Below are 13,397 nucleotides of genomic sequence, written 5' to 3' on the forward strand. Positions count from 1 at the left end.
TGTCACCATATGCCCGATCCTCCGAACCGTTTGGCGAGCTTGTTTGCGCCAAGCACCAGGATGAGCCCGATCACCGACTTAAATACGCCCATTGCGGTTGGGACGCTGAAATCCAGCTGCTCAATGCCTCGCCGGAATATCCAGGTATCGAGAATGTCGCCAACATCGTACACCCTGGCATTGAGAAAAATGTACACCTGATCGAAGCCCGCATCCAAAATATGTCCAATTCGCAAAATGATCATCAGCATGAACACATCACGTATGCCGGGTAGTGTAACATGCCACATTTGACGCCCTCTGCCTGCTCCGTCCATAACAGCTGCCTCGTACAGCTCTGGATTGATCGATGACAGGGCTGCCAAATAAATGATCGCCCCGAAGCCCGTATTTTTCCAGACGTCCGTTATTAACAGCATCGGCCGGAACGAATTGGAATTCGTCATGACATCGATACTGCCCCAGCCCATGTCACGAAACAGTGTCGTCACAAGACCTGATCCCGGCGCGAAGAACGAGAACACAAGGCCGTAAACGATAATCCACGACAAGAAGTGCGGACCATACGTGATTGTCTGAACGATCCGTTTGAACCAATTGACCCGCACCTCGTTCAGCAGCAGTGCGAGGATAACGTCAGGAAACATATTGAATAATATCCGGTAAGTGCTTAGCAATACCGTATTTTTGAGCAGCTGAGGAAATTCAGGCGAGTTAAATATTTTCCGAAAGTTGTCCAGCCCTATCCAGTCGCTCCCCCAGAATCCTTTCATTAGATTGTAGTCCTTGAAAGCAATAACCAAGCCGACCATCGGCGCATAATGAAACACTAGATAATAGAGCAGCCCCGGCGCTGTGAGAATGTACAGCCAGCGATACTTGGCAATCGTCCGCCAGAAACCGCGCCTTGCACCTTTGGGCGTTACGACAGTTTGTCCCGTTATGGTCAACTTGCTGGCTTGCATGAAATTCCCCCTTCTCCGGAACGATCCGATATTGTCATTTCATTTATGAAGCGCTTACAAATGTTATCTATAAATAAGTATAGGTGCGAACCAGAGCCGAAAATAGCACCGCATTTCAATAAAATGTCCAAAAATTAAAGAACTGAGCACGTTTGCTTGATGTAGTTGTTGCCAAAGCCGAGATAGCGCAAGATATCAAGAGGTGAACGGTAGTTTCGATTTACGCAAGAAAATCGTTCAGATCACTTTGGAAAAATAAAAGATGACCAACTTGACCGCCAGAGTAGGCTTAGTTCTAGATATTTCAGGATCAAAGCCCCTGCTAGGGCCAAAAGAATTGTTCGGATTTAAAAACACAAAACAAGGACAACCCGTTAAAGATTGTCCTTGTTTTCTTTGGTTTTGCGTTATGTTTTAAATTTTTCATTTATCTCTTGAAGCTCAATAGCCATCTTAGATAATGACTCTGAGGAAGCTGCGATTTCTTCCATCGATGCCAGCTGCTCCTGTGCCGCTGCGGAGACATTATGAGTAGCCGATGCGCTTTTCTCCACAACATTGAAAATGGTATCCATAGCCATAATCGTTTGCTCTGCACCGCTTGAAAGCAGCTGCGAGGATGCCGAAACTGCCTGAATTTGTGCTTCTAGTTCTACGACGGAATGCTGAATCTGGCGAAATAACTCTCCAGCCCTATTCATGATATCAATTCCTCCCGTCACTTCTGTGTAGGTCTCATCCATGGATGTAACGGCCTGCTGCGACTCGGTTTGAATAATTTGAATCATATCGATGATTTGATTAGATGACCTTGCCGTCTGCTCCGACAATTTCTTCACCTCTTTGGCAACGACTTGGAATCCTCGGCCATGTTCTCCCGCTCGGGCTGCTTCAATCGATGCATTCAAAGATAACAGGTTGGTTTGTGACGAGATATCACCTATCAGAGAGACAATCCCTTCAATTTGATTCGATTGTTTCATTAGATTTTGAATGACATGAGACAAGCTTTCGACGGTTCCTTTTATGGAGTTCATCTGAACTACAGCTTTTTGGATCGTCACATTGCCTTCCATGGATATACGAGTGGCTTGCGCTGCTTTATCCGAAACCGCTTGAGCGTTAGAAGCGATTTCTAAGACATCCTTAGACATTTCGTCTACGATTCGCGCCCCTTGCTTGACGGTTCCAACTTGTTTCTCTGCACCTTCAGCCATTTGCCCAATATTTTCAGCGATGAAGTGAGTTGCATTGGACGTTTGCTCCGAGCTCGCCGTAAGCTGCTCTGATGAAGCCGCTAACATGCTCGATTTTTCGCTCACCTCCATTAATACCGACTTCAACGAATCAATCATCTTGTTAAAAGTACGTCCAAGCTCTGAAATTTCATCTTTAGCTCTCGTCTCTTTTACTCGAACACACAGATTACCTTCGCTAACTTGTTGCGATACCGTAATCAAGCTTTTTACAGGAACGATAATCGATCGGATAATGAAATAAATCAATACAGCACCAATGATCATAGCGATCAAGACAATGTACAAGGTATTTTTCAAAATACTCGAAGCTTCTTCCTTAATTTCCTGAAGAGAAATTGTACCCGTTAATTTCCAGCCCGTTAAACTGTTCGTTACGAATACCGATCTCATCGCTTGCCCCTCTTGTTGGAATTGGAAAGCAGCCTCGTCCGCTGCAAACATGGGCTGGGAGATAGTAACCGGTACCGGAGATCCTGCTTTTGCAGTAGGGTGTACGAGATATGTTTTTGACTTATCGACAATGGACATATAGCCATTTTCTCCGATTTTAACTTTTAACACTTCTTTGGCAAACTCGGTCATATTCAAATCAACTCCAATGACCTTGGATCCATCCGCCATCATTCTTGCTAGCGTAATGACAATTTCACCATTTGTCGCGTTGACGTAAGGATCGGTAATGATCGTTTTACCTTTATTCTTCAACGCATTTTCGTACCAGGGTCTTTTTCGAGGATCAAAACCTTCCGGCAGCGCTGCCTCAGGGTTAAGTATCATAATACCTTCGGATGTCCCTACATACGTTGAGTCCAGTTCGGGGTGAACCGCTTGAAACTTGGCTATTAAACTTTTGACAGTCGGTTCCCCATTAGTACTATTCAGCTTATTAGGCAAGCTCTCAGCCAAATAATCGACATCCTTTTGGATCGGTTCGATGTATTCGCCGATCAGCTTATTTAACGATTTAACATTTTCGGTCGTTGCTTCCATAATTTGTTGTTCTGCTTTATCTTTGGAGGTCTCATAGGCAAACCAACCTAGCGTTAAACAAGGAATAAGCAAAATAGCCGCGAATGAAATAACCAGTTTGCTCTGCAATGACATTCGGAATGATTTCATGGTTAATTTCAATTGAATTCTCCTCTTATCGCCTAAAATAGATTCATGAATTCAATCTTATACGGAACATGTTAAAAGTCTTCTGGATGAATTGTTTAATTACTATTAGATTCCCGTTAGATATCTAACAAGCATTGTGTAAATTGTAAGGATAGTTACGGAGGGCAAGAATTATTCAGGACTATAACTTTGACCCCTCTTCCCTACCCTAAAACTGACGAAGGCAGCCGCCAACCCGAGCGCTACAATGATACTTGCCATCCATGGATGATAGAAGACAGTCGAAGTCTCGTTCGCCATCACTCCCCCCGCTCCCGCTCCCATCGCTATTCCCAAATGAATGATGGATGTATTCAAACTGAGAACGAGATTGGATGACTGCGGCGCTTGTTGAATAAAATACGTTTGGATAGCTGGACCGGTCACGAACATGGAGAACACCATAAGGGCGATTAACACTAAGCTGATAATTAATGATTCGGAAAAAAAAGGCAGGAGAGCTAAAGCTGCTACATGAACGATAATACTCAGCGTAATGATGCTAGCCGCTCCCCATCTATCAACGCCATAACCGCCTAAACGAGATCCGATGGCTCCGAAAATACCGAAAACAAGCATAATGATACTTATGTTGGAGGCATTCACATGAAGGACGTCTTGCATAAATGGCATCAGATACGTAAATAAAATCGAGTTACCCGATTCCCTAAAAAAGGTGAGGAACAAACCGCTTACGATGACGAGACTTCCCAACACTTTAAATTGCTGCCCGAATGGAACCGGTGCGTCCCCCTCAATTTCTGGTAGAAGGCGGAAGATTATGAAAGTAATTAATAGGCTGAATAAGCCTAAAATAATGAAAATGGCTTGCCAACTCCACCAGTTGGTAATGGCAATTCCAATCGGGACCCCTAAGATCATAGCGCTGCTAAACCCAAGAACGATCGTGCCGATCGCACTTCCTAGTTTCTCAGCAGGCACTAATTTGGCAACCGCTCCAAACACTACAACAAGATAGACGCCTGCGCTTACCCCAAGAATAATACGAGAAACCACTAAGACCGAAATCTCTGAACTCCCAAAAGAAGCTAGGCAACCCAAGATAAATACAGCCAGTGAGCCGAGCAGCACTTTCCTGCGCCCCATCCGGGAAGTAAGTGATACCACAATGGGGGTTCCAATCGCAAACGCAAGAGAATAGGCTGTGATTAGCTGCCCCGCAAGAGCGATAGAAATGTTTAAGTCTTCAGCGATGACGTGAAGAATTCCGGCAAGAACCAGCTCGGAGGTCGCCGTTAGAAATACCCCTAGAGCAAGGATGTAGATAGACAGTCGATTCATTCGATTCATTCCTTTCTGCTATTCCGTGATCGTTTTCTTGAAGTATAATAAGGTTACGAAAATAATGTAAGAAGGCAAAGTATTTGGACATTATCCAAGTATTTTGACTAACTAACGATAAGTAAGAAGGTGCAGACACATGGAACCTTTACAAGAAGAAGTGCATGACTTCTCTAACATCTGTTCCGTATTGACCATACTTGGTGCGAAATGGGCATTCCTTGTGATCGCGGAGCTATCTAAAGGCCCGAAACGATTTAAACAGCTTCATAGAGATTTAGTGATCGTCAAGACACAATCCTTAACGGATGTCCTGCGGCATTTAGAGCAGAACGGGATTGTTCTACGTCAAGTAACTCCTACTGTACCCATCATGGTAGAATATTCATTAACGGAAAAAGGAATTGATTTTCAGACCGCTCTCAAAGAAATGGATAAATGGGCCAAGAGATGGGAAAGCAAATAACCATTGACGCAAATTTGAGACAATTGAAGTGAAAGGTGTGATAGATTGAAGATCCTTCTTTTCGGAGCTACGGGCATGGTCGGACAGAGCGTACTGCGCGAATGCCTTCTTGATCCTCAAGTTCATAGCGTGCTAGCCGTAGGTAGAAACACCACGGGTCAGAATCATCCCAAATTACGCGAACAGGTACATGCTAATCTTCTGGATCTATCTGTCATTGAGCATAAACTGTCGGGCTTCGATGCTTGTTTTTTCTGCCTTGGTGTGTCTTCCGCGGGTATGACCGAAGACCGATATCGGGCAATAACCTATGATATTACCATGCATGTTGCTGAGACATTAGTGAGATTGAACCCTAACATGTCGTTCTTCTATGTAACAGGAATGGGAACCGATAGTACGGAAAAGGGTCGCAGTATGTGGGCACGGGTGAAGGGAAAGACGGAGAATGACTTGCTTAAACTGCCTTTTAAGTCAGCTTACATGTTCCGTCCAGGAGGCATTCTTCCATTGCACGGCGTCAAGTCCAAGACTAAACTGTACCAGAGTATTTACACCATATCGAAACCACTCTACCCTTTGTTAGAAAAATGGTTCCCGAATTCGATTACGACTTCAGAAAAGATCGGACGCGCAATGATCAAAATTGCCAAGCAAGGTTATCCAGAATCAATCATTGAGAGCAGTGATATCAATCTCATTTGAGAAGAATTCGAGGTGACAATCATGGTTACTACGGATGAAATTAGAAGCATCGCGCTGTCATTACCGGAATCGGAAGAACATGACCATTGGGAAAAGCCTTCCTTTCGTGTACGCAGCAAAATTTTTGCTGTTATCCAACCAGATGGTGTGTCTCTTGTGATAAAAACGACCAAAGAGGATCGAGCGGCTTACACCACGATGGATCCTGATGTTTATCAGATGCCAGACAGCTTCCAAAACTTAGCGTTCATGATTGTTCGAATGGATCGTGTCCATCCTGAGGAATGTCGTAATATGCTTACGCTGGCTTGGAGCCTTGTAGCTCCTAAGAAGATCGTAAAAGCGTTTAATGAAACATCTAAGGGTAAAAGTTAAAACTAGATTTACTTACATAAACAGCCGCTTAACGCTTGGGTTCCCAAGCGTTTTTTATTATTTGCATAGGCAATAACCTATTGACTGCGGATTGAAAATGAATTAAGCTACAGATATAATTTATTGATGAATGAATTATTCATTTAAAAATATCGGAGCGAGGTGCACGAATGAATAAAAAACATTTAGTTTGCGATCTACTCCTACGGATGCTAAATCAGCGTAGAAATGCTAAGAAGCTTATCTTCCATACGCCAAATGGCATCGCCCAGGAACGCTTCATTCAGATTGGCGGCATTGATCAGTGGATCACCATTCGCGGGGAAGATCGCAGCAAGCCCGTGCTGTTCTTCATACACGGCGGTCCCGCATCAACTTATACCGTCTTCACTCCATTACTGCGTTCATGGGAGAAGCACTTTACCATCGTCCAATGGGACCAGCGCGGTGCAGGTAAGACATTCCGCAGGAATGGCGTGAATGGGAGCGGAGAAATTACTTTTGCCAGACTCGCACAGGATGGACTCGAGGTTGCCGAATTCCTATGTAAGCATCTCAATCAAGAAAAAATTATTCTTGTTGGCAGCTCTGTGGGCAGCTGTATTGGAGTCATGATGGTTAAGCGCCGACCAGATCTCTTCCACGCCTATGTCGGGACTGATCAGAACGTCGGCCCAGATCCGGAACATCTGTCATATCAGATGACACTGGAAGGACTTCGCGCTGCTGGGAACAAAAAGGGCATGCTGGCGATCGAGAGAATTGGACCTGATCCCTCGAAGTGGAGCCGCAAAGACTTCGATGAAATGAACCAATGGATCATTAAATCTATTACAAAGGTTCCTAATATGATTATGGACATCATGCTTCCTGCTATTCTATCGTCGCCTGGCCACACCCTTCTCGATATTATAGACATTTTCAAAGGCATGAACTTCTCCTTGGACCTTCTTTTTGATGAACTCATGGCCTTTGACGTCCGCAACCTCGGGTTAGCATTTGATTTACCATTCTTCATCTTCCAAGGTGATACTGATGCCATAACACCAACCGCATTAGCCCAAGCCTATTTCGCTGATATTAAAGCACCTCATAAAGAATTCGTTCTTATCCAGAATGCGGGCCATCTCGCAGCCTTTGCTCGAACAGAGCAATTTCTAGATGAACTTAGGATGAGGATATGTCCGCTTGTAGACTCGGCAAGCAATAAGGATGCTATTTCACTTCAACTTGAGAAGACTATATAATAAGTTTAATGAAATGATATTATGCAGATCGGAGATTGACAGCCATTGTCCCCATTAAATGAACAACAATTAACTCAAATTCGTGATGATCGCAGAGAACAAATTAAGAAAGCAGCTCTTACCGTATTTGCCCGCCACGGAATCGCAGGAACCAAAATGAGCATGATCGCGGCAGAGGCTGGCATCAGTCAAGGCCTCTTCTACCGTTACTATAGCTCCAAAGATTCGCTATTCACTGCACTCGTTCAAGAACTCATGGAAGAAGCAGGCAAGGAAATTGCTTACATTGCTCAAATACCTGGCACTCCCGCGGAACAAATTAAAGCGTTGACTCAAGGAATGCTGGATGAAGAAAACAAACATGCTTTCATGCTTATTCAACAAGCACGAAAAACGGATGATGTACCCGTAGAGGTCAAACAAGCCCTTGAACAGCATTCCCCGAAAGTTCTTATAGATCAGCTTGTCCCTATATTTATCAAAGGGCAGCAAGCTGGAGAATTCTCTGCAGGCGATCCAAGGGAACTGTTATCGTGGTATTTTAACATCATCAACAGTCTGATTATGCAAGAACAAGAATATGAAGAATATGGGTTTCCAAGCGCGGATATTCTCATGCGGATTATTACGAAATAACCAAGGATAGACGACTCCGTCGTCCTTCTGAGACGAGCGCGTTTGTCAAGGTAACTCAAAAAAACCATATTAAAAAAAGATTGCCCCTATCCGGTCATTCACGACCAGGTGGTTGGCAATCTTTTTTCATGTTCATTTTTCTCTTAACGAGCGCTAGTTGGCAGAAAGTCTGACTGTTTTTGTTGTCTCAATACCCTTAACCTGCTTCTCTTGCTTCTTAAAAATGGTAACCACAACCGTTAGCAATAGACTGCTTGCAATAGTTGCAAAAAGAATCCATACATCTTTCCCCGTGTGTAATCCGCCAAATTGCACATTCATGATTCCTTCAACCGCATAGGTTGCCGGCAGAAATTGGCCCAAAGATTGATAAAAATCACTTAACATTTGTTTCGGTACAATGGTTCCGGAAGTGACAAGCTGTAAAGATAGCATAGCCATATTTACAAACATGCCTGCCATCCCAAATAACGTAAGGAACGTCTGTGCGAAAAACATAAATGTCAAAAGAGTTAAACAATGAAACAACCAGAAGGTACCGAAGCCATTTGCCATTTGGCCGCCAAGCGAAGCGATGACAGAAGAACCAACAATGGAGATAAGAATTGCAGCCAAAACCGTAATCAATGAACGAACGGCAACATGCCGCCATTTAGAGAGGACAGATCCTATCGATTCAGTTGCCTGATGGAGATTCATGGCCATTAACATCGCACCCACATAAGAGGCTAACACCAACATCATAGGTACCATTTGATTGTGCATGCCGTGGACGGGATTTAATAGTTGTTCATTGGATTTGACTTTATTCAGTAGATTTTGTGCAGTTTCTGATGCTTCCTGAGCAGGTAATTTTAATTGTTGTAAGGCGATCTGTGTCCCTTGAAGAGAGGCCTTATGATTCAATTCATCGGTAACCTTGGTAATTACGGTTTGCATGACGCTTTTAGTTAACTGTGGATTAGATTCGTTTATGAGATAGGATAGCTCAGCTTGCTTTCCGGGTGTTGTTAAGGACTGTCCAAAGTTCGTCGGGATCGTCAAAACTAAATGAACATCACGCCCCAGCAGATCATCCATCGCCTGCTCTTTGGTCGAAGTTATGATTTCAAAAGGCAGATTACTTTGTAATTGGTTTTCGATGCTTTTTCCGAACTCGCCATCTTCATTGACGATAGCAATTCTCAGATGATTGACCCGATCCAGTACGCCATCATAGGCTGTCATCCATACGACACAAAAAATCAGCTGAGCCATCAAGGCCACGACTACTGCCACAATGGTTTGCGGCTTTTTTAAATACGTTAATAAAGAGTTTTTCATTTCATTTCCCCATTTCATTCGATTGGTTAATATTAACATAGGTCAATATTAACCTATAAAATTATATGAGTCAACAAAAATATAAGTTAAATTTAACCTATGTCAAAAAGTTGTTAATCCAGTAGTTATAGATTAAAATGAACCTATTACATAAAATCGCATTATGATATAAGGAGTTGTTGTCTATATGAGCTCAATTCGCTATGCCCTCCTTACCTTATTGGCTCGCGAGCCTCTCAGCGGTTATGATATCAAGCAGCAGATGAACAGTCGGATCGGACCTTTTTGGAAAGTAGGCAGCAATCAAGTCTATCCTGAACTGTCAAAATTGGAGGCTGAAGGCTGGGTGGCGCTGCAAACTGTAGAGCAGCTTAGCTACCGCCCCGCCAGGAAATTGTATGAGATAACAGAGGTTGGTCGTGAGGCTTTAATCCAGTGGACGCTAAATCCGGAGGAAGTCGAGAATGTTCGTGATGACTTTCTTTTGAAAGCCTATAATTCATGGCTGATTGAGCCAGAGAAAATGATCATACGAATTAAAGAGAAAAAGAAGCAGCATCAAGAGCGTTTAACTGCCTATCTGGACAAGGTAGCGGAGCTTACGCAATTACTTGGTAATTCCAAGATTGATCATCCTCTAGTCTCGAGCATCTCAGTGGTGGAATTTGGCATTGAATATGAACGCATGTATATGGATTGGTGCGATAAGCTCATAGAAAAGCTGCAAGAAGTTCATATCGAATGAAATATTGACAATAAAATTAAGGAGTGTTATAAAAGTAAGGAATGGCACTCAGCTACTGAGAGTGCTAATAATCATCTCTGACTAATTTCTACATATTTGAAAGGAGATCTCCCATTGGAAAAGAAACAGTTTCAAGCCGAATCCAAGCGCTTATTGGAAATGATGATCAATTCGATTTATACGCAAAGAGAGATATTTCTAAGAGAGCTTATCTCCAATGCCAGCGATGCTATCGACAAAATTTACTACAAAGCTTTGACCGATGACTCGTTGGTTTTTGACAAAGATAGTTATTTCATTAAAGTGATTGCCGACAAAACGAATCGCACACTCACACTGCGTGATACGGGTATTGGTATGACAAAGGAAGATTTGGAGAATAACCTGGGGATCATTGCGAAGAGCGGATCTTTGGCTTTCAAAAAAGAAAATGAAGCAAAAGACGGTCACAACATCATCGGCCAGTTCGGCGTTGGCTTCTATTCAGCGTTTATGGTTGCAGATGTCGTTACGGTTATTAGTAGAGCTTTAGGCAGCGATGTTGCCTACAAGTGGGAGTCCACCGGTGCTGATGGCTACACGATCGAAACAGCGGAGAAAGACGAAGTGGGCACAGAGATCATCCTGAAAATTAAGGATAATACGGAAGATGAGAACTTTGATGAATTTTTAGACGAGTATCGTTTAAAAGCGATCATCAAAAAATACTCCGATTTCATTCGTTACCCTATTAAAATGGACATTTCCGGAAAAAGGCTGAAAGAAGGCAGCGAAAGCGAATTTGAGGATTACCAAGAAGAGCAGCATGTCAACAGCATGGTTCCCATCTGGAGAAAAAACAAAAGTGAATTGACTCCGGAAGATTACAAGAAGTTCTATCATGAGAAACATTACGGCTTCGACAAGCCGCTCAAACATATTCACGTTAGCGCCGATGGAGCTGTCGTCTATCAAGCTATCCTCTTTATTCCAGAAAATATTCCTTTTGACTATTATTCCAAAGAGTACGAAAAGGGCTTGGAGCTCTACGCCAATGGCGTATTGATCATGAACAAATGTGCGGACCTGCTTCCTGACTATTTCAGCTTCGTTAAAGGAATGGTTGATTCAGAGAGCCTTTCGCTCAATATTTCCAGAGAAATGCTCCAGCATGACCGTCAATTGAAGCTGATTGCCAAAAACATTTCTAGCAAGATCAAAGGCCAGCTGCAAAGCCTGCTGAAAGACGAAAGAGAGAAATATGAGCAATTCTACAAGTCCTTCGGTCGACAACTCAAATTTGGTGTCTACAGCGATTACGGAAGCCATAAGGACGTCTTGCAGGATCTATTAATGTTCCATTCCTCCAAGGAGAAAAAACTGGTTACATTGGACGAATACGTGGCAAGAATGCCGGAAGATCAGAAGTACATTTACTACGCTTCTGGAGAATCGATGGAAAGAATCGATAAGCTTCCACAAACCGAGCTTGTGACAGATAAAGGCTATGAGATTTTGTATTTCACCGATGATATCGATGAATTCGCGATCAAAATGATCATGACCTACAAAGAAAAAGAATTTAAATCCGTTTCAAGCGGCGATCTTGGGATTGAAGTGGATGATAACCAAACGGAAACCGATGCTGACAAAAATGACAACAAAGAGCTTTTCGATTATATGAAAGACTTGTTGTCAGGTAAGGTTACAAATGTAAAAGCATCCAAGCGTCTTAAAAAGCACCCTGTGTGCTTATCGACAGACGGCGATGTAACGATCGAGATGGAAAAAATCTTAAATGCGATGCCGAATAATCCTAACGTGAAGGCTGAGAAGGTACTGGAAATCAACGTCAATCACGAAGTATTCGCATCCTTAAAAGATGCTTTTGACAAAGATAAAGAAAAGCTGAATCTTTATACAGCCCTGCTGTACAATCAAGCGCTCTTGATCGAAGGTTTGCCACTTCAAGATCCGGTTGAGTTCACGAACGATATCTGCAAAATCATGGTTTAGTCAAAAGTAACATGATAGATGTGTGGGACAGATTCAATTGTTTAAAATAGTGAATATTTGAATGAAAAAGGAGCTAAGCGGCTTGTATGTGCTTAGCTCCTTTGCTTTTGGCGTCCACCGCCGCAGTGAGTTTGGGAAAGCCCCTGACCTCCAGACTTACTTTGGGCAAGCCTCGAAGCAGGAGCCTTTTCGAACCCTTTGCCTTATGCTTCTGGGCGGCTTTACCTCTAACAAAGGAATACCGATTGGCAATGGCTTCAATTTGGGTGCCGTCGACAAAGTAGAGCTCAAGTTGCACGTATTTCTCATCGGCAAGAAAGTGAAGAATCGTGGGCCTATCTCACAGTCATCTTCGACGACTTTTTGCACAGCCACTCTTGCTGCAATGATGTATTTCATCGTTGCAAGGGTACTCAATCATCAGTTTAATGCTGTAACGATACTTTTCATCATTGCGTCATTCGCGGTTGAAAGATGTTGTAGAAAGTGCAACATTAGCTGCCTAAATCTCGCCGTCCTCGCATAGTTGTTGCATTATGTACAACAATTTGCTCCTATACAGGCCATTTCGCAACAAATGGGCTCAAAATGTTGTACAAACTGCAACTTCAAGTTGCAAAATAGCCTTTGGGCGTGTGAATTGTTGTAGAAAATACATCATTCGTAATCCTATAGCCCATCTACCGTTACTAAAGCTAAATGGGGCTGCCCCAAAAGTCATATTCAGAAAAATGAAATCCCACTTTATGTATTTCGTAGTCTTTCTGCTACTTCCATTGGATTAATCCAGTGGAAGTAGGGATTTGGCGACCTAAAAGTCCCTTCCATTGGATATATTCCAATAGAATTATGAACTTCGAAGCCTCAGATTAAATTCCATTGGAAAAATCCAATGGATGTATGAATTTCGTTCTGAATACCACCGCTTCGAGCGAATGTCCCAGAAAGTAAGTAGGCCCTAAGAGGCTGACCACAAGTAGCTTCACTTTTGAGACATCCTTTTTTTATATGATCAACCACTCTTATAGTCGGGAAAGGTTTCCTTTACCTCATATTGTTTCTTCGAGTCCGAGTTTGCATACACATAAGCCAATAAACGATCTGTATCAATTCCGAGAGAGCTAGCAACTTTTACGATGTCTAATTCATAAGAAATACTTGGAATTTGATTGGACTTGACGGACATATGCTTCAACCATCCTTCGAATAATGTAATTAATG

At 42.9% G+C, this 13,397-nt stretch carries 13 protein-coding genes; 8 read left to right on the forward strand and 5 right to left on the reverse strand.

Features of this window, described 5'->3' with window-relative positions:
• Nucleotides 1-2: 2 nt before the first annotated feature.
• The 3 genes from AC58U0_RS08325 to AC58U0_RS08335 form a co-directional block, all read right to left on the reverse strand.
• Nucleotides 3-965: an ABC transporter permease gene (locus AC58U0_RS08325; protein WP_497378525.1), complete on the reverse strand. Its 963-nt coding sequence runs from the start codon at nt 963-965 to the stop codon at nt 3-5.
• 407 nt (nt 966-1,372) lie between these two features.
• Nucleotides 1,373-3,355: a methyl-accepting chemotaxis protein gene (locus AC58U0_RS08330; RefSeq protein WP_497378527.1), complete on the reverse strand. Its 1,983-nt coding sequence runs from the start codon at nt 3,353-3,355 to the stop codon at nt 1,373-1,375.
• A gap of 159 nt (nt 3,356-3,514) precedes the next feature.
• On the reverse strand, nt 3,515-4,684 hold the full coding sequence (locus AC58U0_RS08335; RefSeq protein ID WP_497378529.1) for an MFS transporter: 1,170 nt from the start codon (nt 4,682-4,684) through the stop codon (nt 3,515-3,517).
• 139 nt (nt 4,685-4,823) lie between these two features.
• Here AC58U0_RS08335 and AC58U0_RS08340 point away from each other — a divergent pair, with 139 nt between their 5' ends.
• From AC58U0_RS08340 to AC58U0_RS08360, 5 genes are all read left to right on the forward strand, one after another.
• A complete protein-coding gene (locus AC58U0_RS08340; protein WP_057307433.1) occupies nt 4,824-5,150 on the forward strand; it encodes a winged helix-turn-helix transcriptional regulator in 327 nt (108 codons plus the stop codon).
• 45 nt (nt 5,151-5,195) lie between these two features.
• Nucleotides 5,196-5,855, forward strand: a complete 660-nt coding sequence (locus AC58U0_RS08345; protein ID WP_497378530.1) for an NAD-dependent epimerase/dehydratase family protein — start codon at nt 5,196-5,198, stop codon at nt 5,853-5,855.
• 21 nt (nt 5,856-5,876) lie between these two features.
• A complete protein-coding gene (locus tag AC58U0_RS08350; protein WP_497378531.1) occupies nt 5,877-6,230 on the forward strand; it encodes an MmcQ/YjbR family DNA-binding protein in 354 nt (117 codons plus the stop codon).
• Nucleotides 6,231-6,400: 170 nt separating this feature from the next.
• Nucleotides 6,401-7,477, forward strand: coding sequence for an alpha/beta fold hydrolase (locus tag AC58U0_RS08355; protein WP_497378532.1), 1,077 nt, complete (start codon nt 6,401-6,403; stop codon nt 7,475-7,477).
• Between the two features lie 45 nt (nt 7,478-7,522).
• Complete coding sequence (locus AC58U0_RS08360; protein WP_497378533.1) at nt 7,523-8,113, forward strand: TetR/AcrR family transcriptional regulator; 591 nt, start codon at nt 7,523-7,525, stop codon at nt 8,111-8,113.
• A gap of 153 nt (nt 8,114-8,266) precedes the next feature.
• Here AC58U0_RS08360 and AC58U0_RS08365 read toward each other — a convergent pair whose 3' ends face one another.
• Nucleotides 8,267-9,436, reverse strand: coding sequence for a YhgE/Pip domain-containing protein (locus AC58U0_RS08365; RefSeq protein ID WP_497378535.1), 1,170 nt, complete (start codon nt 9,434-9,436; stop codon nt 8,267-8,269).
• A 187-nt stretch (nt 9,437-9,623) separates the two neighbouring features.
• On the opposite strand from AC58U0_RS08365, the gene AC58U0_RS08370 reads away from it, so the two are divergent.
• From AC58U0_RS08370 to AC58U0_RS08380, 3 genes are all read left to right on the forward strand, one after another.
• Complete coding sequence (locus AC58U0_RS08370) at nt 9,624-10,181, forward strand: PadR family transcriptional regulator (RefSeq protein ID WP_497378536.1); 558 nt, start codon at nt 9,624-9,626, stop codon at nt 10,179-10,181.
• Nucleotides 10,182-10,295: 114 nt separating this feature from the next.
• The gene (gene htpG, locus AC58U0_RS08375) at nt 10,296-12,176 is read left to right on the forward strand and encodes a molecular chaperone HtpG (protein WP_497378537.1); all 1,881 of its coding nucleotides are present in this window, start codon (nt 10,296-10,298) and stop codon (nt 12,174-12,176) included.
• A gap of 61 nt (nt 12,177-12,237) precedes the next feature.
• On the forward strand, nt 12,238-12,702 hold the full coding sequence (locus AC58U0_RS08380) for a hypothetical protein (protein ID WP_497378539.1): 465 nt from the start codon (nt 12,238-12,240) through the stop codon (nt 12,700-12,702).
• 486 nt (nt 12,703-13,188) lie between these two features.
• Here the strand turns inward: AC58U0_RS08380 and AC58U0_RS08385 are convergent, their stop codons facing one another.
• The gene (locus AC58U0_RS08385; RefSeq protein WP_156390265.1) at nt 13,189-13,362 is read right to left on the reverse strand and encodes a hypothetical protein; all 174 of its coding nucleotides are present in this window, start codon (nt 13,360-13,362) and stop codon (nt 13,189-13,191) included.
• Nucleotides 13,363-13,397: the final 35 nt, after the last annotated feature.

The organism is Paenibacillus sp. J31P190 (assembly GCF_059692075.1).